Below are 23,040 nucleotides of genomic sequence, written 5' to 3'. Positions count from 1 at the left end.
ATCTAAGCTTTTGAATAAACAAAAATCAGAGAACAGGCCTCAATAAATCCTGTAATCTCTCAATTATTACTTTTTGGTTGTCACCTTCCATGTAGTTTGTGATACTCGCAGAGAACTTAACATTTTTACAAGGTGGGAACATCCCAGACCTCAGGATGTTCAAAACCCTCTGATAAACCACATCGGTCCCAGTAGAATTTGTAAAGGGCAGAATCACAATAAAAGAGTTTTTAGACAGTCTTCCAACAATATCTGCTCTTCTTAAATTCTCTTTCAACGCCTTAGCAATATTTGACATTGTAGATTCTACTTGATAATTCCCATAAATACTGACAAGTTTTTCATAATTCTCAACCCGAATCATTAAAACCGAGAAGGTTATTCCATACCGTTTTGCCTGTTCACATTGCACATCCAGAATCTCTCTAATCAGCACTTCGCTGTAAGTCTGACTAATTAGGTCTTTGTAAGATAATGCCTCGTATTGCTTTTTAAACTCGGCCTTTTGATAAACGAGGGAATAATAGTAAGAGAGGAAAACGAGAAGATTGTGCTCTTCTGGTTCTGGTTCTCTAAATTTATCAAAGAATAAAACGCATAAAGAATCGACAAAATCCTCTTCAAAACCAAAGGGAATAGCCCACCCAGAGACATATCCCGCTTCAATAATTAGTTCTTTAAGGCTTTCCCATTTGTATTCCCCATTTGCAATAATTGGCATTCCGACGCTTAGATAAGTTTCATCCTCAACTTTAACCTGAACTCTATCCCTAAGCTGTTTGAAAGATTCATCCGTTCCGAAAACTATAAAAAATCTCGAAAGTTCCGTCTTGCTTCTCTTCAAAAGCATTGCGTTAGAAGCGCCAAAGATTTCGCAAAGCATAGGTAACGTATGTGCGATAAACTCAGGAAAGGTTGAAACCTCGAGAGAGACTTTAAGTAAATCCCTTAAATTAACAAGAAGGGAGCTACTGGGACTCTGTCTGAGTTGCTCCACTTTATAAAAGGAAAAAACAAAAAACGTGATTCCCTCAACTTCGTATTTCTGGGAGAAAACTTTATAAAACTCCCCTTTTATACTCGTTTCAATTGCAAGGTCTTCAACAATTTCAATTTGGATTATCTCTTTCAAATTCAAACCGATGAGGTCATCCCTATGAACGTCAAAAAGCAATGCGAAACCAACCGAAGCATCGAGAATATTCCCATTAAAGTCCGTGAGGACCATGGGAAGGGGGTTGGTACCAAAAGCAGTTTTATACAATTCCCTTTCAAACATGATTAAATTATAACAAGCCATTTTTGTTTTATCAAATTTTTGTTTTAAAAATTGACTGGATAAGCGATTAAATCTATAATTTAAGCAACGCGGAGGATCGTAATGCTAAAAGAAGATAAAGTAAAGTGGCTTGTGTTTGCTATTGTAGGACTGTTTGCCTGGTTCATATTCTTTCTCACCACAGCTCCCACGATAGTATTCTGGGATGTTGGTGAATTCCTTGCTTGTTCGGTAATATTTGGAGTTCCACACCCGCCGGGTACACCACTTTACGTTTTATTAGGAAGGTTTATGACCATCCTTCCACTCCCCCTCGATACACTATACAAGCTCTTTCATCCGGGAAGTTATCCGGTAAACACGGTATTAAAAATAACGCTAATCGCAATGACTACAGGTGCCCTAACAGCCAGCTTCGTTTACCTAATACTGTACGACCTCGTTAGAATGCTATTCAAAGAGACACCTCCTATTTTTGCTCACATTGCAGGAATATTTGCGGGCTTAATGGCTGTATTAGCTAAAGTAAACTGGGAAAACTCAATTGAAGCCGAAACCTATACACCTGCGAATTTTATCATAGTAATGCTGACCTGGCTTGCATTGAAATGGTATAAAGAAAAGGATGACCCTGCATCAACGAGATATCTTATTTTTTCAGGATATCTTTTGACCCTTGGAATTGGATTCCATTTAACCTCTTTTGCCTTTTTCCCGGCATTGCTTCTCTTCACTTTTATCGCAAAAAGGGAACTGTACTGGGATAAAAATACCTTAGGACTTCTTGGGATTACATTCTTTCTACTCGCATCACTTCAAATAGCTTACGAACCTGGAACCCTTGGTATTGCTGTATTAATATTAGGAATTATCTTGATGCTGTATTATCTAACCTCCGAAGTTTTCAAAAAATTTAAAGGATCTGACATCCCTTATGAAATAATATGGATCATTCTTGCTTTGATTTACCTTGTGGGCCTATTTGCCAAAAACCCCTACCTTATAATTGGTGGGGCACTCCTGATAACTGCCTTGTTATACTATGAAGCAAAGCTTTATCAGGACTGGAAAGGCCTTGCCGTTCTCTTTATGTTCCTCGGCTTCCTACTTGAAATAACAATGGTATTACGAGCAATTCACAATCCATATATCAACGAAGCAGACCCATCGACTTTCAAAGCCTTTATGGATGTCCTTACAAGAAAGCAATACGGTCCAATGAACATGTTACCAAGGAAAATCCCGTTCTTTGATCAGATTAGGAACTATTGGGTCTACTTCAGCTGGCAGTATCTACATCTTTTGATTCCCATCACGGTGTTAGGAATCTTTGGAATAATTTCCCACATCTCTAAGGATAGAAAAACCTTGGCACTGGTTGGATTTACCTTCCTCATTTTAAGCTTTGGTTTTCTTTGGTACCTTAATCTGAAGGATTCCCCTTCTCAGCCAGTAAATCCTTTGAATCCTACAGAAGTCCGTGACAGGGACTACTTCTACTCTGGGGCTTACATATTTTTCGCCCTTTACGCAGGTTTCGGATTGTTCGAAATCTTAAGACTTATATACGAGAATCTTAAAAAGAAAGTCCTTGTGCCAGCTTTATTTGGGATCTTAGTAACTGCAGGAGCCGTCTTTGGTCAAATTTACGTTTTCTACCCAATCCTTGATCGTTCTGGGAATTATCTTGCAGAAGATTATGCATACAACTTGCTAATTTCACCAGGCTCTAAGGAAAAATGCGTCCTATTTACTAATGGCGATAACGATACCTTCCCACTTTGGGCAGACCAGACGGTACTGGGAATAGGAACTAATGTTATCATCGCAAACATGAGCCTTTTAAATACCAACTGGCACATATACCAAATAAAGCATCAGGGGGCACCGATAAGCTTTTCTGATGATGTTATTAAAAAGCTGCCTCCCGTTTTCGTTACCTTAGATGGAAAAATAATGTATCTCGTGGACCTTATGATAAGAGATATAATTGCAACATCAGCAGGTTATAAAACAACAGATTATGTGACTTATAACCCCTCAAAGGTGTTCCAGGGATACGACTTTCCCAATGTTGATTTTAAAATCCCGAGAATTTACTTGGCTTCAGCCGAAGAATTTGCAAAAGAAGTAATTGAAAAGGCTGACACCTTCAAAATGCCCATCTTTTTCTCCATGACTGTATCGCCAGAACACTATGATGGTTGGAACCAATACCTAAGGCTCGAAGGTATGGCAATGAGGGTTATGAAAACAAAACAGGAAACTCCGCCTGAAATCAAAGAAGGTATCGATATTGAAAGAACCATTTACCTTCTTAGGGACGGCCTTCCTTATAATGAATACATAGAAAAATACGGTGAGAAGATTCCACCTACGGAGACTTACAGGTACAGGGGCGTCTTCAACCCGAAAGTTTACAAGGACGATAACCAGGAAAGGATGATAAGAAATTATGCCAGTGTTACCTTTAGAACAGCACTCTACTATGAATATAAGGGAATGTATAAAGAGGCAAGGGACGAATGGGATTTTGCAAGGGCCTTCCTCAAGCAGATCAAATTAGACGAATATGCAATAACCAGAGAACTTCCTTACATATACTATAAAATTGCAAACCTCTCGTATATGATTGGTGATTATCAAAAAGCTATCGAGGCGATTGACGAAATCAATGAAAAGGTTCAATACGCACCATTCTACAGTCTGAAAGGCAAGGTTTTGAAAGCATCAGGAAATATCGACGAAGCGATACAAAACTTCGAAGTGGCAGTGCAACTTAACCCACAGGATACAGAGTCTTATATGGAACTGGTGGAACTTTATTTAAAGAAGGGGCAAAAAGACAAGGCCCAGAAAGCATTAGATAATTTGTTAAAGGTAGACTCAACAAATAAATGGGCACTTGAAATGAAACAAAAGATTTTTTAGGAGGTAAATATGGCTCATGCTTATACGCCTGGTTTGAAAGTTACAAGAAAAACAGTTCTGAGAAAAGAGAGAAGATTACCTTTGCCGGGTGAAGTAGTTGTAAAGGTGGGCGATAAGGTATCAGCGGAAACAGTGGTTGCTAAGACCGAGCTACCTGGAAATGTTCAGCCTATAAATGTCGCAGGTCTTCTCTCAATCCCACCCCAGGAAATAAACAGTGTAATGATTAAAAAGGTAAATGACCCTGTTAAAAAGGGAGAACCAATTGCTGAATCTAAGAGCTTTTTCGGGCTCTTCAAAAATACCGTTACTTCACCAGTAGATGGATACATAGAGAGCATTTCCAATATCACAGGACAGGTAATTCTCAGAGAACCTCCCATCCCGATAACTGTAAACGCTTATATCGATGGAACGGTGGTAGAGGTAATTCCTAATGAAGGAGTGGTTGTAGAGACTACAGCAAGTTTCATACAGGGAATTTTCGGAATCGGGGGAGAAACTATTGGGGAAATCCTGGTTGTTGCAAAATCTCCTGACGAAGAATTAACAAAGGAAAAGATAACACCCGAAATGAAAGGAAAAATTCTTATAGGTGGTAGTTACGTTACCTCCGAAGCACTTAGAGAAGCTGTAAAATGCGGAGTAAAGGGTGTCGTAGTTGGGGCAATAGATGATAAGAATTTAAAAGATTTTCTCGGATATGACATTGGAGTGGCAATAACAGGTAATGAACAAAAGGGAATAACGTTGATGATTACAGAAGGATTTGGAAAGCTTCCAATGGCAAAGAGAACCTTCGAACTTTTCCTTGAGCTGAACGGGAAAAAAGCCTCAATGAATGGTGCAACCCAAATCAGAGCTGGAGTCATAAGGCCAGAAGTGATTGTAGCAATTCCGGAAGGACAGGTAGTTTCTGAAGAGAGCGAGGAAGAGCTCAGTCAGGGATTAGCCATAGGTACAATTGTCAGGGTAATTAGAGAACCTTACTTCGGTAGAATTGGAAAGGTAACTGCCCTACCACCAGAGCTTCAGATTATTGAAACCGAGGCAAAGGTAAGGGTGCTGGAATTAGAATTTGATAATGGTGAAAGGGTCATCGTCCCAAGAGCTAACGTTGAGATAATTGAGGAATAAAGGAAATGATAAAGGATAATAAACTCGTTCAGGCAAAAATTATTGAAAGGATTGAGGAATCGGCCTCTTTTGCGGTCCTTGGAAAAGCGAAAGAACTTGAGAAGCAGGGTGAAAAAGTCATACACCTGGAAATAGGAGAACCTGATTTTAATCCTCCCGAATCTTCCATTAACGCCCTTATTGAATCTCTGCGCCGAGGTGAAACCCACTACACTACAGCGCAAGGAATAATTGAGCTCAGAAAGGCAATAGCTGAGTACGAGAGGAGTTTTAGAAAAATAAAGGTTGAACCGGAGCAAATCGTTATTACCCCAGGCGCAAAGCCCATGATCCTCTTCGCGCTTCTTGCAGCAGTCAACCCAGGGGAAAAAGTGCTCTATCCGGATCCGGGATATCTTTCCTATAAAAGCTTGATAAGCTTTATTGGAGCAATCCCCGTTCCTTATAAATTGGATAAATCTAGAAACTTTGCAATTGATTTCGACGATTTAAGAACAAAAATAGATAGAAAGACTACCTGCATAATTATAAACACGCCATCCAACCCAACGGGGATGATACATACTCCAGAAGAATTAAAAGAAATTGTTAAGATCGCAGACGAAAATAACCTGCTCATCATCTCTGACGAAGTCTACTCGAGAATTTACTTTGATGGAGAGGAGCATAACAGCATTTTAAACTACACAGATAGCCACCATAATATTATCCTTATTGACGCCTTTTCGAAAACCTATGCGATGACGGGATTCAGATTGGGATACGGGGTTTTACCAAAGGAACTGGTCGGTGCTGTTGTCAAACTCATTCAAAATTCCTTCTCCTGCGTTCCAGAGTTCATACAAAGGGCTGGCATTGTTGCCCTAAAAGAGGGAGAAGAATTCATCTCCAGAATGGTCAATGAGTTCCAGAAAAGAAGGGACAAAATATATAGCATTTTAAAAGACGTAGAAGGTATCCACATTTCCAAACCAAAGGGTGCCTTTTATTTCTTCCCGGAAATCAAAGTTAACATAGACTCTGCAGAGTTTGCAAAATATTTACTTGAAAACTATAAAGTAGCTCTACTTCCCGGTGATGCCTTCGGTGAAAATGGCAAAAACCATGTTAGAATCTCCTTCGCAAACTCCTTAGAGAATTTAATAGAGGCATCAAACCGTATCGCCGATGGTCTTGAAAAGCTGAGAAAAGAGAGAGGACTCAGAGCTTAATCAGCAAGTAAATCACAAAAAGAGCGAAAATTACGGAAAAAATACTAATCACAAAGTAAAAAGAAAAACTAAAACCCAAAATTCCAAGATTCAAGCTTATTTGTGGAATCCCAATTCTAATTTCCTCAAAAACTATCTTTCTGGCGGGGCTTTCTGGAAAAATGTGAAATAAAACTTTCCCTATTATACTCCCAAAAATTAGGCCTATAAGGATTGATATAAAAACATTTTTACTCGTTCTTTGAAGTAGCATTTTTCTAAAGTGCCGGGGGCGGGACTTGAACCCGCACGGGATTTTGTCCCAGGGGATTTTAAGTCCCCTGCGTCTGCCTTTCCGCCACCCCGGCAAAGGCGACGCCCGGATTTGAACCGGGGAATAGCGGTTTTGCAAACCGCCGCCTTAGGCCGCTTGGCTACGTCGCCGTGTTAGAAAATTATAATTAATGATTCGCGAATATTCAATACAAAAGAGCGTGATAACCAGAGTTCGGGACTAAACATGTTAATCGCTTAAGCAGGTGGGGGCAAAAATTTGGGAGAACTCTTCTAACTTTTGTACCAAAACTTTCAAACTAAGCCTGCACACCGAGAACAAATAGGAAGCCAATATAAAAAAATTCACCTATATCCTTGCCTTTTCCCAGAAGGGAAGGCATTTATCATGCATATTTTCGTGGAACTTCCCATCACCCATTGAAAGTAGTATTATAAACTCTGCGAACGCTATAATGGCAGGTATTAGAGTTCAACAGAAAAGTAATTATACTAAACCCCATTAAGTTTGCCCAAGATAGACTTTATGAGCACCTGCCTCACAAAAAAGTGCAAGCAATGCAGCTTTCAGCCTGTTCTTACCTGATTGGGACTCGCTAAAGGTTGCCTACACCACATATAGGCAGATTTCCGCTTTAGCGTTAATTTCCGTGCCGCAATTTATACAACTTTTTACCCGGCTATATTGTTCAAACACGCCACGCCTCCTCTCAATCTTTTACAATTGCCAGCTTCTTAGTCATTATGGACGCTCCAAAATGTAATCCAAGGAAATTTGTTTCGTCAAATATGCATACCTCCTCAAAATTAAGTTAATTGAACTATTTTCAACTTTTGTTCTGATGCTTACCTGAAGTTTCTTTTCTTGTTGTAAGCCTTGCCAAGCCCCATTTGTAATCGATTTGACACCAAATAGTTTTAAGTATATAATTAGTTCAAACAATGTTTGATTTAAATTAAGCTCTTTAAAAAACAAAATCGAATACCGCTCCCCGTAGTTTGAGGATCGATATTCAGGAAACCTGCATTCCACTTACGCAGTGGGATGTTAAACAATGGAGGAACCATGCACAGTAGAAAAATCATCAAGTCGGTCCTCATATTAGCCCCTGTTTTATTATGGGGGTGGGGAAGCGACATTGTGGTTGAAACAATGAGAAGTGGCAATAACCAGTATCCTGCAGGTTATGACATAACGTGGCGCGATAGCACCGACATGCTGGTTGGAATTGGTTTCAACGACTCGGATTCCAATGCCTATATCTATTTTTACAACTCTAACGATAGAGGCAATTGCTGGAATCATGTTGCAACTGCCCAATGGATCGGAACAAAAATCAACGGAATACAGCTTCTCGAATCCCCACCTTATTTGGTAGCGCTCTGGCAGGGACAGGGAAACAGACTTGGTTTGACACTTCATAACCGTAACAATCTGAATTCTTACTATGGTGGCACTTTGACTGAGTCAGACAGCATAGTAGATGCAAAAATTGTATGTATTAAAAAAGGCGATACTACGAATCTTTATATTGTCCTCATCACAAGGAACACAAATTCAAACACGGACGTTTTAAAGATATACAAATCTTCAAACTATTCTTCTTTCCAGCAGGTTTTCACACAACTTTTCACCAACAATACAAATTTTCTTTTCCTTAAAGATCTAGACGCCACGTTAAACCACGACACTACTATGCTCTATCTAACTCTCGAAAACCTTGATCGCTCAAATAACAAAGCATCACTAAATTTTAGAATCCTTAGAGAAGAACCTTCCGGAAACATTATCAATACCGTATTGGGATACCCATTACAATATGCAAGCCCTCTTAACACTTCCCTCGGCGTTTCAGGACCATATGCACTATCACTCCTCCAAACAGACAACGATCTAAAATACGTGGTCGCTTATGAGTATTTCGGGAATATGGGGATGTACAATTTTCCCTACAACTCAACCGATTCCGTGGAATGGGGACCTTTTGTAAAGGGTTATAATAACAATGGAAATCTTGGTTTTCACATAATCTATTCCCGTGGCAGCGCAACCTATGGCAGTAAACTTTACTATGTAGAGGCAACAGTAAATGGAAATTCAATTCAATTTTCACCTCCTGTACTTGTATCCAATGAAATACCAGTTTGTAAAACACCGTACAACTTCCAATCAATTTCCTACAACCCCGAGGTTGCAACTTTAAAGGATGAATATATCCCTGTTTTAATCTGGCCCCAGGATTTCTGGCATTTATTCTATGGTTCTCCTTTTTATGACAGTACCTATTTTGTAATCGATAAAATGGAACAAGTTCCGGTCAGCGAGAAACCAAAACAAAATATAAAGCTTTTCAGCCTGAACATTTATGGCGACTTTATTCATTTGAACCTCGAGAACATTACTAAAGGCGAACTTAAAGGGGAAATTTACAACATAGAGGGAAAACTTATCGAGAGTTTTTCAGTACCTTCGGGGTCTAAAAACTTTGATTTAGAAATAAAAAGGTTCAAAAAGGGTGCATATTTTATTGCACTTAAGGACAAAAATTCGCTTTTAAGCGTAGAAAAATTTTTAATATGGTAAAACAAACAGCCCCAAAAGGGCAAAGGAGAGCCATGAAAAGTAAAATAGTGAATGTGTTGGTGGGAATGGCCATACCTGTGCTTCTTTTCGCATGGGGTAATGACATAGTCATCGACACCATGAGAAGAAGCAATAATCAATACCCAGTATCCTACGATATAATTTGGCCGAATGACACAAATATGATTGTCTCAGTAGGATACAATCAGGGTAGCGATTCCTATGTAAATCTCTATAAATCGACCGATGCAGGCCAAACTTGGAACAACTCTGCGGACATTAGTTACCCTGGGCACAACTTAAGAAGCGTACAACTCAAATACTATGAGCCATACGGGCTTTTACTCTGGTTGACAGAAGATGGAGAACTTTGGATGGTTGTTTTCGACCTACAAGCTCTAACCTATGTCAATGCGGTTCAAATTGGTGCATCTTCTGACAGCGTGGTATCCGCATCTTTTTCAAAAGCTGTTAAAAATGATACTCTAACACTATACGTTGCTTATACATCCAGAAACTCAACCTATGACATCTTGAAAATATATAGGTCCATCAATTGGGGCTCTTTTCAAACCGTCGATAGTGTGAGTTACCCAAATTCTTCTATTTATTATACCTACAGGGAAATAGACGCAGCCCTCAGGAATGATACTATTAAAGTGTATGCAACCATTGAATATTTAGATCGCTCTACAAACAAGAAAGACCATTTCCTGTGGATATTTAATGACAAACCGGACAGACTGTTCTATTATACAGGTTATAAAAATGTGGAAAACGACCCTTCAATAGATTCAAAATACCCTTCCCTAAGTGTTGCATCGGGTGGATATTTGATATGCCTATACGAGGTGGATGGAGACATCAAATACATCTTCAGCAATGACTATGGCAATAGTGTTGTAACCTACGACTTTAATTTTAATTACGCTGACTCAATAGAATCTACGCCGGTAGTTATTCCATGGTCGATTCCTCCATACTTCAGAGGATTTAACACACTTTTCACGAGAAACAATATACTTTATTTCGTAGAGGCCAGTTGCTCAGGAGGTGGTATGAGCTGGGGAACACCAGTTCTCGTTTCAGACGAACATCCCTATTACACTTATATTCTTAGGGATGTTAACTCGTATCTTCCAAGGATTGCAAATCGATACGACATCTCAATACCAGCAGTAGTATGGGCGAGAGATTTCGTGCACTTTAGCTATCCCTTTTTCTTCTACGACAGTACATATTTTTGTGTAGATAATATGACAGCGGTTGGGGTATTTGAAAATAATCTTCTGCCACCAAATTTAAACTTTACAATTAATACAATTTCAAAAGGAACGATCACACTGCACTTTGGCGCTGGGCTGGAAGAAAGCGTAAATGGAATGATCTTGTCTACGGATGGCAGGATTGTAAAGAACTTCGAAATTAATAAAGGAATAAAAGAGTACACTATTGAAACCAGCGAACTTCCGACTGGAATCTATTTCATAAACGTAAAAGGCAGTAAAACAAGCGGATTAAAGAAATTCATCGTTACTAAATAGCAGGGCGAATTTAGAACTCAAAAGTGGGGCGCCCCGAGAGGGGCGCCCCACTTTTACTTCCTGTGGTTTTACAACCTAAAATAACTTTTCTGCGCGCAGTAATGCAAAGAGAATCTTGATACCGCTTCCCTTTTTATATGTCGAAGTGGCGTATCAAAAATTTTCCACTTTCAACGCTGGAAACTTTTTTGTTCCAAACTTCCATCTTTAAAATTCACCCATGAGAAAGCTCTTAATATTAATCCTCTTTCTTCCTGCCTGTATGCCAAGAAAAACTTTGAAAGAAGAACTGGATGTTAATAAACTCCAGGAAAATCTAAAAAAACTTTATGAAACGCTTGCATCTTCAGAAGTAAAGGGAAGTTATCTCTATCAATCCGCTGACCTTACACTGAGCGGCCATTTTAGAATGACGAAAAAGGGGAATGAATGGATTGTAATATTACAAAATCCATTGAGCCCATCAATCATTAAAATAAACGAAGACACACTGCCTATAAAAAGTATGCTTAATCAAAACTGGAGCGAGGCTGGATTGAAGTATGAGATTTTGGGAACTTCTTTAAAACTTAATTACAAAGACTCTTTATACGTCCAGGTTGAAACCATCAAATCTTTACCATACCGCATCTCGTATAACGGCGCCACAGCAGTTCTTTCTTACACTGGTGGAAAATTAAAGGAAATTAAAATCCAGACCGAAGAAGAAAAGTTAATTTTGCAGCTGAATTATTAAATTTATTAAACGCACCAAAGGATTTAAAATTAAACCATGCCCGAAAAGAAAAAATCAGAAAAATCTGGCGAAAAAACATCGAAATCCGTTTCCAAGCAAAAGGCTGAGAAAAAGGAAGGGAAAAGCGATCCTATTGAGGCAGGAAAGGCCCAAATAGGTGCAAAGAAACTATTAATAGTGGAATCCCCTACAAAGGCTAAGACCATTAAAAATTACCTTGGCAGAGAATTCGAAGTTATTGCCTCAAAGGGCCATATTAAAGACCTCCCGGAAAATACCTTAGGTGTCGATATAAAGGCAGGATTCGAGCCTAAAATTATAGTACTTCCAGAAAAGAGAGAGGTAGTAAAACAAATACAACAGAAATCTCAGGAAGCAGAAGAAATCTACATAGGCAGTGATCCCGATAGGGAAGGTGAGGCAATAGCGAAGCACATAAAGGAAGAAATTGAGAAAAAGGCAAAAAATAAGGTAATTAAGAGAGCACTTTTCTTTGAAATAACAAGAGATGAAATCATAAAAGCAATTCAAAACGCAGGAGATATTGACGAAAACAAGGTAGAAGCTCAGAAGGCCCGCAGAATTCTCGATAGATTAGTGGGATACCTTGTAAGTCCTCTGCTTTGGAAAACAATAAGAAAGGGTTTATCTGCAGGTAGAGTCCAAACCGTTGCCTTAAGACTTATCTGTGAAAGAGAAAGGGAAAGGCAAGCCTTTAAAAAGGAAACCTATTACGTCATCAAAATCTTGCTTTCAAAAAACGGTAAAACCTTTGAAGCAACGCTTAAGACAGAAGATCCGATAAAAAGTAAAGAAAAAGCTGATGAGATAATAAACTCACTTAAGGGCAAAAAAGCCATTGTGTCATCTTTTGAAAAGAGATTATTACAAGTGAAACCTTATCCTCCCTTGAAAACCTCGACTCTTCAGCAGGAAGCATCAAAAAGATATAAATTCAGTCCTGGTAAGACCATGTCCATAGCCCAAAAGCTTTATGAAGGTGTCGAAATCGATGGAAGAAATCTCGGATTAATAACATATATGAGAACCGACTCACTGAGACTCTCTGAAAAAGCGGTAACGGCTATAAGATCTTTCATAAAAGAAATCTACGGACCTGAATACTTACCACCATCACCAATAAACCACGAAACAGGAGGTAAATTGGTACAGGGAGCTCACGAAGCCATAAGACCAACCCATCCCGAATTAACACCTGAGTCTCTTACAGGAAAAATAGAGGGTGATTTTCAAAAACTTTATAGCCTCATATGGAAGAGAGCTATAGCCTCTCAGGGGAGCTATGCACGAGAAGAGGCGAAAGAAGCAAATTTAGAGGTTAATGGTTTCACCTTCATTGCAAGAGGGAAAAAATTAGTCTTCGAAGGATTTTATAGAATTCTTGGTGAAATTCCCCAATATGAGGATATTCCAGAACTTACAAAGGGTGAACTGCTTGATATAATTGATGCATACTATAAAATCGAGCAGACCGAGCCTCCGCCAAGATACACCGAAGCCTCACTAATAAGAACAATGGAACACCTCGGCATAGGGAGACCCTCCACCTACGCACCTACCCTCGAAACCCTCTACGAAAGAAAATATATCAAAAAAGAAAAGGGATATCTTGTTCCTACTGAACTGGGCCTTCAAGTGAATGACATTCTGGTCTCCCGTTTTAGAGATATCTTTGAAGTAAAATTCACCGCCAAAATGGAAGAAGAGCTGGATGAAATCGAAAACGGCACTAAAAAAGCTTTGGACGTACTAAAAAATTTCTACTCAGAGTTCAGCAAAGACTTAAAATCCTTTGAAGATAATATAAAGGAGATTAAAGAAGAACTCCAGAAGACCGAAGAGGTATGTCCCCTTTGCGGTGCACCTTTGCTTTTGAAGTGGAGCAAATACGGAAAGTTTTACGCTTGCTCAAGATACCCTGAATGCAAATACACAAGACCCGCAGAAGCAAGTGAAGTTACAGATAAAAAATGCCCGATATGTCAGAAGCCGATGATCTTAGTAGAGGGTAAAAAAGGTAAATATTATCGATGCATCGACTATCCAAAATGTAAAGGCACTCTACCCTATACCCTGGGAATAAAGTGTCCAGAATGTGATGGTGAAATCGTTGAAAAGAAGGGGCCGAAAGGTAAAGTTTTTTACGGATGCAGTAACTATCCAAAATGTAAATTCATTACACAATATAAGCCTGTGGACAAGAAATGTCCGCAATGCGGATACCCCATAATGCTCGAAAAGAAAAATAAAAAAGGGAAAACCTATCTCGAATGTCCTCATTGCAAACACAAAATAGAACAGGAGGAAAGGGATGAAAAAAGTCCTGATCTTTGATTTTGGTGGAACCATAGTGACCGATGAATCTGATGATAAGCTTCACCTCGCATTCTATAAGGAATTCATCAACATGTTTAACATACCGTCAACTCCTGAAGAAATGTTTCAATTTTTAAAGGCCGAAATAAAAGAGGTTCTTAAAACTGGACATGAAAGGTGGGAAAATCTCTCTAACGCTTATACAAGAGCAGTGGAAAAATTTCTTAAATCAAAAAACATTAACATAACGCCTAAACACCTTGAAACCTTTAGGGAACTCTACTTAAAATACCATGAAGAATTTACTGAACCTTTTCCCGACGCAGTAGAAACCCTTTTAAAACTGAAATCACTCGGTTTTAGGTTAGCCATAATCTCAAACATCGACAATGAAATTATCGAACCAATCTTGAGAAAACTCGGCATAATTGATATTTTTGAAGCGATTGTGACCTCTGAAGAACTGGGCTTTGGAAAACCAAATGTTAAAATCTTTGAAGAAACTTTAAAAAGACTGGGGATAAGCCCAAAGGATGCAATTTTTGTAGGAGATTCCTATGCTAACGATGTGCAAGGGGCGAAGAATGTGGGAATGGATGCAATCCACTTTGGTGTTGAATGCAAAAACTGGAAGGAACTTTACCAGGAACTTTTAAACAGGGGGATAAAAAATGGGGGTAATAATTAAGGAGATAGACCCAAAGGACAAAAAAGCACTTAAACAATTTGTACTTCTGGAGTGGGAAATCTATAAAGGAGACCCTAATTGGGTTCCACCTTTGATAGATGAAGATATTAAAAGACTCAGTCCCAAACTCAACCCCGTTTTTAAACACCAGGAAGCGAAATACTTTATGGCCTTCAAAGATGGAAAGCCAGTAGGGCGTATAGACGCCCATTATGATTGGAAATACAACGAAATCCATGACGAAAATGCGGGGTTCTTCGGCTTCTTCGAATGTATCAACGATAAAGAGGTCGCTCACAAATTATTTGATGCAGCAATTGAATGGCTGAAATCAAAAGGCATGGAGACGGTTTATGGTCCAATGAATTTCAATACCAACGATGATGAATGTGGGCTATTAATTCAAGGGTTTGACCGCCCCCCAGTGGTGGGAATGTCTTACAATCCTCCCTATTATATTGAGCTTATTGAAAGCTACGGTTTCCAGAAGGCGAAGAACCTTGTTGCCTATATAATAAATATAGACGACGAATTCATAAATTTCGTAGGCAAGCTTGAATCAAGGTTAAAACCGCTTTCACAGAAAGCCCAAGAGTATGGGTTTACTATTAGAAACGTAAACCTGAAAAAGCTGGATGAAGAAGTTAAGATCATCTTCGACATCTATAACGACGCCTGGGAGCAAAACTGGGGATCCTTAGCCTTCGAAGAAGAAGAAATAAAACACTTAGCCAATAGCTTAAAACAAATTGTGATACCTGAACTGACGAAAATCGTTGAGTACAACGGTGTGCCAGCTGCCTTTGGACTTATAATTCCAGACATCAATCAGGTCCTTAAAAAACTCAATGGAAGGCTTTTTCCCTTCGGATTTATCAAATTCTTAACAGGTTTGAAAAAGGTCGACGGTCTTAGACTTCTTGCACTGGGGATAAAGAAAGGTTACAGGAGAAAGGGTGCAGATTCACTCCTCTACTACCATCTAATGAAGGATGCTCTGGCTATGAACAGATTCAAGTACTGTGAAGTCTCCTGGCTACTGGAGGACAACTACCTCATTATTAGAGCAACGGAATTTATGAGAGGCAAATTGTACAAAACTTACAGAGTTTACAGGAAGTTTATTTAATACTAAGGTACTATTACCTTAAGGGCTCTCGGAACACAGGTCACCTCGATAGGAAGCTCTCCTCCAAACTCAGAATCTATATGGTAATAAACGCCTTTACCGGAAAGTCTTATATTTCGACCGCGATGGATATCAATACTTCCCATCTTATGATGGATACCCAAAAGAAACCCCATCCAATGGCTTATATCGTTTATAAAGCCAGCTTCTCTGAATATCACTACATCTAAAAGACCATCGTCAGGAAGCGCCTCAGGGGCCATTTTCATCCTTCCGCCATAATTTGGAATATTTGCCAGCACCACTTGATAGCCGATTCCGAAATCCTGTCCATCGATCTCAACATAGATTGGAACTGGCATATAATCAGGATACTTCACAAGGGCAATAACGACATGAGCAGGAGCACCAAGAGCCTTTTTAAACTCGTGGGGCATCTCCTTTATAGTAAAGCCATCAATTCCTGCGCCCAACATCATATGAAAATATCTTCCCCCTACGACCTTACCAAGATCCACCTCTTTAATCTTTCCATTTAGAATCACTTCCGCTGCCTTCTCAACATTTCTTGGTATCTTCTGTGATAAAGCAAAAACATTGGTAATTCCTAAGGGCAAAATTCCGACCTTTACATCCTTTCCTGCACAAGCGTTTGCCACTTCATTCAACGTTCCGTCACCACCAGCACTAATAATTAGCGAAGCCCCAAATTCCATCGCTCTCTCCGCAAGGCGCGTGCCATCTCCAGCTTTTACGGTTTCCCATATATAAACATCGTATTTTTGTAACAGTTTTTCTAAAACTTCACTGCGCTTTTCCTTAAACTTCCTTGAATTCCTCGACTCCGGGTTAACAATAATTACTGCTCTTTCCATAGTCACCTCAGTACTATGAATTTGCCTCTATAAACAACGCCATCGCTCTTGACTTCATAAAAATAAATACCCCTCTTTAATTCACCTGCATAAAACTTATTGCCTACGAATTTTCCACTGACAACCCGCCTGCCAGAAGCATTGTAAATATAACCAAGGGCTTCACCGAAATTTTTATCAAAAACTAAATATCCAGCTGAATAAAATGTACGGGGTGCCCTCTCCACAAAGTTTTCCTTTACACCAATAAATCCCGTATTCGAAAGATAGGCAAAAAGATTCACCACATCCTGAGTTCTCATGTAATAAAGAGGAAATCCAAGATATACAAGGGAATCTCCCAGTTTGAAAGCACAGATTCCGCCTTCAAAACCTACACTGTCTCTATAAGAATCAAAATACAAAAGAGGCTCCACAGAGTTAGAAACGTAAACTTCTATGTTCTGCATTCTCCCATTCCAGGAAGGTAAAAGCTTTGAAGGTTCAGGTCGTAGCTCAAGCCCGAGCCCGCTGTTATAAGCTCTCTGAAAGTCAATAGCACCATTTAGCTTAACAGAGTCCAATGGTAACCCGAATAAATTAGAGGGTTTCACAGCCTGAGGATAAGAGGAAACAATTCCGAGATTCTGAGAATTTTTATAGCCCTCTACCAAGACTTTTCCACCAAAAGAGATATACTCAGCCAATGCGCTCCTATACTTACTTCCTAAGTATTCGCTTGCATCATCACTCATAACCCACACTAAGGAATAAATCCCCAAGTCTGATAAAGAAATTGCACTTACCTGTGCTGCATCTATTATATCAAAAGTATCAACTCCCACATAATCCAATATCGAGTCCACAAAACTTCTCTGCATTTGGCCATTTGGGGCTATAGGGCTACCGCTACCATCACGAAAATCATCAATAACAAGAATCCCTTCACTGAGTGTCACAGGACGGGCAGACAAAATGTTGCTCGAATCACTTTCATTTCCATCTATATCAACAGCAGTAATGTAATAACTATACCAAAGGGGAGAGGTAGCAGAATTATCCTGGAAAAAAGTATCAACGACGGGATTTTCATTAAGTTTTAAAAAGTTACCACCTGAACTTCTGTAAACATTATAACCGGAAAGGTCCCCTTCTGTGTTCCCCTTCCAGAACAAAGTAATTGCGCCCCTTTCTGGCTGAGCCTTTACTAAGACAGGAGCTTGTGGTATTGAATCAACGGTGATCCCATTGATGGGGGTACCAAACCCTTCTCTGCCGTTGTATTTAGATCGAACAGTATAGTAATAAGTAACACCTACCTGATGCCCTTCAAGGACAATGAAGGTATCAGAGGTCTCAGTCACAAAAGAAAGATCTGTAGGTGAAGTTCCTCTGTATACGGTATAACTCACACCCTCAGCGTTTACACGAGGCCACTTTAGAACAACGCTATGTCCGTCACCATAATTTCCCACGAAGAGGCTCTCAGGTGGTAGTGGCAGAAGGGAATAATATAGAGCGGTGGCAACCGCTACCTTTGTGGCGTTTATCATTTGCAAGGTGTCAAGGGTAGAAACCAGATCCGTTGTTCGATGGTAATTAGGATTCAACTGATAATTTGCTTCAATCAAGAAAACCCATGGATATCCTCTTACTGCGAAGGGATAGTGATCAGACCCACTAAAAGGGGAATAGGAATAACGGTTATTTCCCTGAACATAATGGTCAATCACATACCTAACAACCTGACCAAACAAACTAAGTGTGTCAAGATTTACATCAAAATCATAACCATCCTGAGGGTTAAAACCGACCATATCAAAATTTAAAATACCATGCAAAGGCAAATTATTACTTGATACATACCCCGCATAATAATAGCTTCCAATAAGTCCCAATTCTTCAGCAGAGAAAGGAACAAACTGAAGGGTTAAAAAGGGGGAGGAAACATTGCTTAAAACTCTTGCACATTCTAAAACTACAGCGGTGCCTGAACCATTGTCATCGGCGCCTGGTGCGTTATTCCACGGATCGTTGGAATAAGAATCAAGATGAGAAGTTATCAATATAAAATCACTTACCGCTCCATTTCTCAAACCAACAACATTGTTCATCCATGTGCCATTATAGTTAAAGGGCCACATATAGCCAAGATTCACATAATTTTGTATCTTGCCAGCCAGATACTCTTCTGCCCTTCTACAGGAATCAGTGTAGGCATAACGGGTTTTGAAGGCTTCGAGTCTATTTAGGAGTCCAAAGATTGAGTCTGCATTGATTAGGCTAAAATAATTCCACACCTCTGGCAAATCTGGTATGTAGTACTTTCCACTTTTATAGTGCCCCTTCACTTCCTTTTCAATAGGCCTATAGAGGATAATTTCATAAGGAGAGTAGTCCATTTTTTCCAATTCGCCTTCCACAAGGTAAGTTATACTGTCTACCTGCTGGATTACCTTTGCCCCCTGTTTTTCCAGATATTCAAGACCTATTCTCTTAGCATCAACAACCAGATACCGGGGAATAGACAGCATTAATGCGACTAATAGAGCGCTCATTTATACCCCCTTTCTTAAACTTTTACAATTCACCATTTACTTCCCCCAAAACCGTATTTACCTCTCAGGGGAACGAAACTACAGTAAGTAAGCTCCTCCCCTTTTAGCTTTCCATCTTTTTTAACAAATTTATACAATACATCCGAAAACCCTTTACTGATGGGTATTACCAAAATGCCTTCTTCCTTAAGCTGTTCTTTTAAGGGTTCTGGCACATCCGGAGCAGCAGCAGTCACCAAAATCCGATCAAAAGGAGCCATTTCTTCCCATCCCTCAGTACCATCGCCAATTTTAAAGAAAATATTGTCATAAGATAAATCCTTTAAAATTCTCTGGGCCCTTTCCGAAAGCTCCGGAATGATTTCAACGGTGTAAACCTCTTTAAAAAGCTCGGCTAAGATGGCTGTTGTATATCCTGAACCGGTGCCTATTTCAAGAACTTTTAAATCCTTCGATGGCTCAAGAGCCTGAACCATATAAGCAATCATATAAGGCTGAGAAATAGTTTGACCAAAACCTATAGGTAAAGGATAGTCTTCGTAAGCTTCACTCAGCAGGTTTTCAGGTACAAAAAGATGCCGAGGAACTTTAAGAAAGGCGTTGAGGACATCTGGATGCCAGATATCCCTACCTTTCAGGTGTTCCTCCACCAATTTCTTTCTCAAATTTTCGTAATATTCCGAGCCTTTCATAGTCCGTAATGTCAATTAAAAGGGGAGAGATAGAAACGTACCCATTTATTACCGCCTCTAAATCCGTACCCTTAGAGAGCTGCCAAAGGGGTTCGCCTCCTATAATGTAAATATTTTCCCTTAGTTTCATCACAGGATCTTTGTAAATTCTTGTGGAGAGCCTCGTAAACTTCACTCCTCTTATCTCACTTAGTGGTAAATTTGGGACGTTTACATTAAGAAGCTCTCCATTTAGACGGTGAGTAAGCAAGAATCTGGCAATCTTCTGTGCAAAGTGAGCGGCAGTTTCGTAGTGTTTAACTTTATCCTCACGCTGAAGGTAGAGAGACACAGCCAATGCCGGAACGCCATACATTGCACCTTCCCGAGCAGCAGCGACTGTCCCAGAATAAAAAACGTCCTCACCAAGATTTTGACCCAGATTAATCCCAGATACAACCAGATCCGGTTTCTTCTGTAAAACACCATATATCCCGATAAGAATCGAATCCACAGGAGTCCCTTCCACTGCGTAGATATCCTTTTCAACTTCTTTAACGGAAATTTCCCTCCTCAAGGTAATAGAATGACTGGATGCACTTTTTTCACAGGAAGGAGCAAATACAACAACCTTTCCCAATTCAAGCAAATATTCTCGGAGGACCTTTATGCCCTCACTATCGAAACCATCGTCATTGGAAAGCAAAATTAGCTTTTTTTCCATACGAGTCCAAAATACATTTTTAAAAATCTCAAAGTATCCACAAACCTATTGATCTTGCTTCTCAGCTTGTCGTGGTACCTTGCAGGTATACTTACATAACCAACTTTCTTGCCCTTCAAAAGGGCTTTAATAAGAATTTCTGATTCCGCCTCAAATTTATTAGACTTGAAATCTATCTCCTCAATAACTCCCCTTTTATAGGCTCTATAGCCACTTTGTGAATCTTCAATTCTCCTTTTACAAAGCAAGGAAATAGCCAGGGTAGTAAGCCTGTTGGAAAGATAGCGATCTCTTGGCATTTCTTTAAGCTCTCTCCACCTTGTTCCAATAACAATGTCAAAGCCTTGCTCTAACTTTCTCAAAAACTCAAAAACTAAAGACGGTGGATGTTGCAAATCGCCGTCCATCGTAATTATCACATCTGCCCCACTCTTTAAAGCTTCCAAGAACCCTATTCTCTGTGCGAAACCCTTACCCATATTCTTTCCGATGCTTATATATCGCGCGCCTTCGGATTCAAGAATTTCCTTGGTTTTATCCGTTGAACCGTCATCTACAAAGAGAGAAAATTGTAAAAGTCCATAATCTTTCAACGTATTGATCAAATCCCTAATTACGATTTCCTCGTTGAAAACGGGAATAATTATCAAAAAATTAAGCATCGGGGCGAGTGGACTCGAACCACCGACCCCCAGCCCCCCATGCTGGTGCGCTAACCAACCTGCGCCACGCCCCGATGCATAAAAATTATAGCCCTCAACCATTGTTCAATCAAGGTACAAATTTCAAATCGAAGCTTATATTATCGCTTTTTAAAAATTGCTCGTAAGTGGTTCCCGTTAAATAAACGGTCACTTTCCCAATCCCAAAATAATTGAGAGAGCCATCATAAAGGGAATCTACTTTGAAGGCACTCTTGTTATCAAAGGACAAGTAAAACTTAAGATTTTTAATCTCTCCATCTTCGAAGGGTATAGGTGGATAAACGAGCGCCTCAAAGGTGTTAATCGTTTCACCGGTAGGAGACTTTAATACCCATACGATTTCATCGAGGTACCCAACAGTGGCTCCCTCATATCTAACTTTAACATTTAGAAGAGTGGAATCCCAGGTTATTACAGTGTCTGAAACCCCAAGCCAGCTATTGGCAGGATTTCCGTCAGGATCGTGAACTCTAATAGAATCGCTTATACTAAAGGAAAGGATTTCAATCTTAGCCTGCTTAGGCGCACATGCAAACAGAAAGATCACAAAAAAGACTAAAAATCTTCTCATAACTCAACCACAAATTCACCGTTTTTATAAATCAACTCACCATCTGCATAAATCTCACCCTTTTTTCTGAGGTCGTAAATCATATCCCAGTGTACTACTGACTTATTTATTCCACCAGCCTGGGGGAAGGCCCTCCCAAGTGCAAGATGAACAGTACCACCGATCTTCTCGTCGAAGAGCACATTCTTGGAAATACTTTGTATTCCATAATTTAATCCAAAGGCAAACTCTCCCAACCTCTTGGCCCCCTCGTCGGTCTCCAGGACTTTCTTCAAAAAGGAATCGCCCTTCTCCGCATTGGCCACAATTACGACTCCGTCCCTAAATTCTAAGTAAACTCCTTCTACCTCTTTACCCATATAATATTGGGGTAAATTGAACCTGATCTTTCCATTAACCCCATTCTCCACAGGGGAGGTAAAAACCTCTCCATCGGGGAAATTCTCTTTTCCGGACGCATTAATCCAATTTCTTCCATCAGTTCTAATCACAATATCAGTATCCTCGCCAATAATTCTAAATTCCCTCTTGTTCTCGAGAAAATTCACAATTTTCTTTTGCCTCTCATCAACCCCTTTCCAGTATTCAACAGGATCCTCTTCATCTAAGTGGCATGCCTTAACCACAAAATCTTCAAATTCCTGAAGAGACATCTCTGCATCTTGGGCCTGCGCTGCTGTTGGATAAAGGGTAACACTCCAGCGGAGCTCACCTCTATTATAACGCTCTTCAAAGATCTCAACCAATTCTTTGCTCGCGAGGTTTGAAATACGCATCTTTTCGGGATCAATATTCGCCAAGGCTTTCGAATTTTTGGTAGCTATGATATTCAAAATACAATTGGCCGTTTCCATTTCCACTTTTGACCAGGGTGGTATGAAACGCAACTGATGTTCCTGAGCATACCTGTAAAAGTAGTAAGATGAATCGGGCAAACTAACCTTTAATACGGGATGAGCGCCCCTGAGAAGCGCCTCTTTGTAAAGCTCCAAAAGGAGGGGTTCGGAAAGGTAAGATGAATTAATGATGAGAATTTCATCCTTTTTAACTTCTAAAGAGTAATCGAGTAGAACTTTTGCCATTTTTTCAACGTAACGGCTGTTCATAGC

At 39.7% G+C, this 23,040-nt stretch carries 17 protein-coding genes and 3 tRNA genes; 9 read left to right on the top strand and 11 right to left on the bottom strand.

What is annotated here, in order from left to right:
- Positions 1-25: 25 nt before the first annotated feature.
- Positions 26-1,279 carry a diguanylate cyclase gene (locus ABIM45_01230; GenBank protein ID MEO0238536.1) on the bottom strand — a complete coding sequence of 418 codons (1,254 nt, stop codon included), beginning with the start codon at positions 1,277-1,279 and terminating at the stop codon, positions 26-28.
- A 102-nt stretch (positions 1,280-1,381) separates the two neighbouring features.
- Here ABIM45_01230 and ABIM45_01225 point away from each other — a divergent pair, with 102 nt between their 5' ends.
- The 3 genes from ABIM45_01225 to ABIM45_01215 are packed head-to-tail and all read left to right on the top strand — an operon-like array spanning position 1,382 to position 6,558.
- The gene (locus ABIM45_01225) at positions 1,382-4,210 is read left to right on the top strand and encodes a DUF2723 domain-containing protein (GenBank protein MEO0238535.1); all 2,829 of its coding nucleotides are present in this window, start codon (positions 1,382-1,384) and stop codon (positions 4,208-4,210) included.
- A 9-nt stretch (positions 4,211-4,219) separates the two neighbouring features.
- Complete coding sequence (locus ABIM45_01220) at positions 4,220-5,347, top strand: hypothetical protein (GenBank protein MEO0238534.1); 1,128 nt, start codon at positions 4,220-4,222, stop codon at positions 5,345-5,347.
- Positions 5,348-5,352: 5 nt separating this feature from the next.
- Complete coding sequence (locus tag ABIM45_01215) at positions 5,353-6,558, top strand: pyridoxal phosphate-dependent aminotransferase (protein ID MEO0238533.1); 1,206 nt, start codon at positions 5,353-5,355, stop codon at positions 6,556-6,558.
- A 263-nt stretch (positions 6,559-6,821) separates the two neighbouring features.
- Here ABIM45_01215 and ABIM45_01210 read toward each other — a convergent pair.
- Together ABIM45_01210 and ABIM45_01205 are read right to left on the bottom strand one after the other, a co-directional pair.
- A tRNA-Leu gene (locus ABIM45_01210) sits at positions 6,822-6,905 on the bottom strand.
- Between the two features lie 2 nt (positions 6,906-6,907).
- Positions 6,908-6,981, bottom strand: a tRNA-Cys gene (locus ABIM45_01205).
- Between the two features lie 916 nt (positions 6,982-7,897).
- Here ABIM45_01205 and ABIM45_01200 point away from each other — a divergent pair.
- From ABIM45_01200 to ABIM45_01175, 6 genes are all read left to right on the top strand, one after another.
- Positions 7,898-9,415 carry a T9SS type A sorting domain-containing protein gene (locus tag ABIM45_01200; GenBank protein ID MEO0238532.1) on the top strand — a complete coding sequence of 506 codons (1,518 nt, stop codon included), beginning with the start codon at positions 7,898-7,900 and terminating at the stop codon, positions 9,413-9,415.
- A 32-nt stretch (positions 9,416-9,447) separates the two neighbouring features.
- Positions 9,448-10,959, top strand: a complete 1,512-nt coding sequence (locus tag ABIM45_01195; GenBank protein ID MEO0238531.1) for a T9SS type A sorting domain-containing protein — start codon at positions 9,448-9,450, stop codon at positions 10,957-10,959.
- Positions 10,960-11,179: 220 nt separating this feature from the next.
- Complete coding sequence (locus tag ABIM45_01190; GenBank protein ID MEO0238530.1) at positions 11,180-11,695, top strand: hypothetical protein; 516 nt, start codon at positions 11,180-11,182, stop codon at positions 11,693-11,695.
- 36 nt (positions 11,696-11,731) lie between these two features.
- Positions 11,732-14,050: a type I DNA topoisomerase gene (gene topA, locus ABIM45_01185; GenBank protein MEO0238529.1), complete on the top strand. Its 2,319-nt coding sequence runs from the start codon at positions 11,732-11,734 to the stop codon at positions 14,048-14,050.
- Entirely contained in the window at positions 14,028-14,720 is a 693-nt protein-coding gene (locus tag ABIM45_01180; protein MEO0238528.1) for an HAD family hydrolase, read from the top strand. The genes topA and ABIM45_01180 overlap by 23 nt, the downstream gene beginning before the upstream one ends.
- Positions 14,704-15,849, top strand: a complete 1,146-nt coding sequence (locus tag ABIM45_01175) for an N-acetyltransferase (GenBank protein ID MEO0238527.1) — start codon at positions 14,704-14,706, stop codon at positions 15,847-15,849. Before ABIM45_01180 ends, ABIM45_01175 begins: the two co-directional genes overlap by 17 nt.
- Positions 15,850-15,851: 2 nt before the next feature.
- Here ABIM45_01175 and ABIM45_01170 read toward each other — a convergent pair whose 3' ends face one another.
- From ABIM45_01170 to ABIM45_01135, 8 genes are all read right to left on the bottom strand, one after another.
- Positions 15,852-16,724, bottom strand: coding sequence for a diacylglycerol kinase family protein (locus ABIM45_01170; GenBank protein MEO0238526.1), 873 nt, complete (start codon positions 16,722-16,724; stop codon positions 15,852-15,854).
- Between the two features lie 2 nt (positions 16,725-16,726).
- Positions 16,727-19,261 (bottom strand): M28 family peptidase, encoded by a 2,535-nt coding sequence (locus ABIM45_01165; protein MEO0238525.1) that lies wholly within the window; start codon positions 19,259-19,261, stop codon positions 16,727-16,729.
- A gap of 29 nt (positions 19,262-19,290) precedes the next feature.
- Positions 19,291-19,926, bottom strand: a complete 636-nt coding sequence (locus tag ABIM45_01160; protein MEO0238524.1) for a protein-L-isoaspartate(D-aspartate) O-methyltransferase — start codon at positions 19,924-19,926, stop codon at positions 19,291-19,293.
- Positions 19,889-20,656, bottom strand: a complete 768-nt coding sequence (gene surE, locus ABIM45_01155; protein ID MEO0238523.1) for a 5'/3'-nucleotidase SurE — start codon at positions 20,654-20,656, stop codon at positions 19,889-19,891. Before surE ends, ABIM45_01160 begins: the two co-directional genes overlap by 38 nt.
- Positions 20,641-21,318 (bottom strand): glycosyltransferase family 2 protein, encoded by a 678-nt coding sequence (locus ABIM45_01150; protein ID MEO0238522.1) that lies wholly within the window; start codon positions 21,316-21,318, stop codon positions 20,641-20,643. Before ABIM45_01150 ends, surE begins: the two co-directional genes overlap by 16 nt.
- Positions 21,318-21,392: transfer RNA gene (locus ABIM45_01145), tRNA-Pro, on the bottom strand. Before ABIM45_01145 ends, ABIM45_01150 begins: the two co-directional genes overlap by 1 nt.
- Before the next feature lie 35 nt (positions 21,393-21,427).
- Positions 21,428-21,931, bottom strand: a complete 504-nt coding sequence (locus ABIM45_01140; GenBank protein ID MEO0238521.1) for a hypothetical protein — start codon at positions 21,929-21,931, stop codon at positions 21,428-21,430.
- Complete coding sequence (locus tag ABIM45_01135; protein ID MEO0238520.1) at positions 21,928-23,037, bottom strand: aminopeptidase; 1,110 nt, start codon at positions 23,035-23,037, stop codon at positions 21,928-21,930. Before ABIM45_01135 ends, ABIM45_01140 begins: the two co-directional genes overlap by 4 nt.
- Between the last annotated feature and the right edge of the window lie 3 nt (positions 23,038-23,040).

Source organism: candidate division WOR-3 bacterium, assembly GCA_039803545.1.
GTDB lineage: Bacteria > Hydrothermota > Hydrothermia > UBA1063 > UBA1063 > UBA1063.
Note: the sequence above shows the minus strand (reverse complement) of the source record. Positions and strands in the feature narration are given on the sequence as shown.

Excerpts from the sequence above, each read along its gene's own strand:
- ABIM45_01200 (MEO0238532.1), top strand. The coding sequence starts at position 7,898 with ATGCACAGTAGAAAAATCATCAAGTCGGTCCTCATATTAGCCCCTGTT.
- ABIM45_01230 (MEO0238536.1), bottom strand. The coding sequence starts at position 1,279 with ATGTTTGAAAGGGAATTGTATAAAACTGCTTTTGGTACCAACCCCCTT.
- ABIM45_01165 (MEO0238525.1), bottom strand. The coding sequence starts at position 19,261 with ATGAGCGCTCTATTAGTCGCATTAATGCTGTCTATTCCCCGGTATCTG.
- ABIM45_01215 (MEO0238533.1), top strand. The coding sequence starts at position 5,353 with ATGATAAAGGATAATAAACTCGTTCAGGCAAAAATTATTGAAAGGATT.
- ABIM45_01180 (MEO0238528.1), top strand. The coding sequence starts at position 14,028 with ATGAAAAAAGTCCTGATCTTTGATTTTGGTGGAACCATAGTGACCGAT.
- topA (MEO0238529.1), top strand. The coding sequence starts at position 11,732 with ATGCCCGAAAAGAAAAAATCAGAAAAATCTGGCGAAAAAACATCGAAA.
- ABIM45_01190 (MEO0238530.1), top strand. The coding sequence starts at position 11,180 with ATGAGAAAGCTCTTAATATTAATCCTCTTTCTTCCTGCCTGTATGCCA.
- ABIM45_01170 (MEO0238526.1), bottom strand. The coding sequence starts at position 16,724 with ATGGAAAGAGCAGTAATTATTGTTAACCCGGAGTCGAGGAATTCAAGG.
- ABIM45_01140 (MEO0238521.1), bottom strand. The coding sequence starts at position 21,931 with ATGAGAAGATTTTTAGTCTTTTTTGTGATCTTTCTGTTTGCATGTGCG.
- surE (MEO0238523.1), bottom strand. The coding sequence starts at position 20,656 with ATGGAAAAAAAGCTAATTTTGCTTTCCAATGACGATGGTTTCGATAGT.
- ABIM45_01220 (MEO0238534.1), top strand. The coding sequence starts at position 4,220 with ATGGCTCATGCTTATACGCCTGGTTTGAAAGTTACAAGAAAAACAGTT.
- ABIM45_01150 (MEO0238522.1), bottom strand. The coding sequence starts at position 21,318 with ATGCTTAATTTTTTGATAATTATTCCCGTTTTCAACGAGGAAATCGTA.
- ABIM45_01195 (MEO0238531.1), top strand. The coding sequence starts at position 9,448 with ATGAAAAGTAAAATAGTGAATGTGTTGGTGGGAATGGCCATACCTGTG.
- ABIM45_01225 (MEO0238535.1), top strand. The coding sequence starts at position 1,382 with ATGCTAAAAGAAGATAAAGTAAAGTGGCTTGTGTTTGCTATTGTAGGA.
- ABIM45_01135 (MEO0238520.1), bottom strand. The coding sequence starts at position 23,037 with ATGAACAGCCGTTACGTTGAAAAAATGGCAAAAGTTCTACTCGATTAC.
- ABIM45_01175 (MEO0238527.1), top strand. The coding sequence starts at position 14,704 with ATGGGGGTAATAATTAAGGAGATAGACCCAAAGGACAAAAAAGCACTT.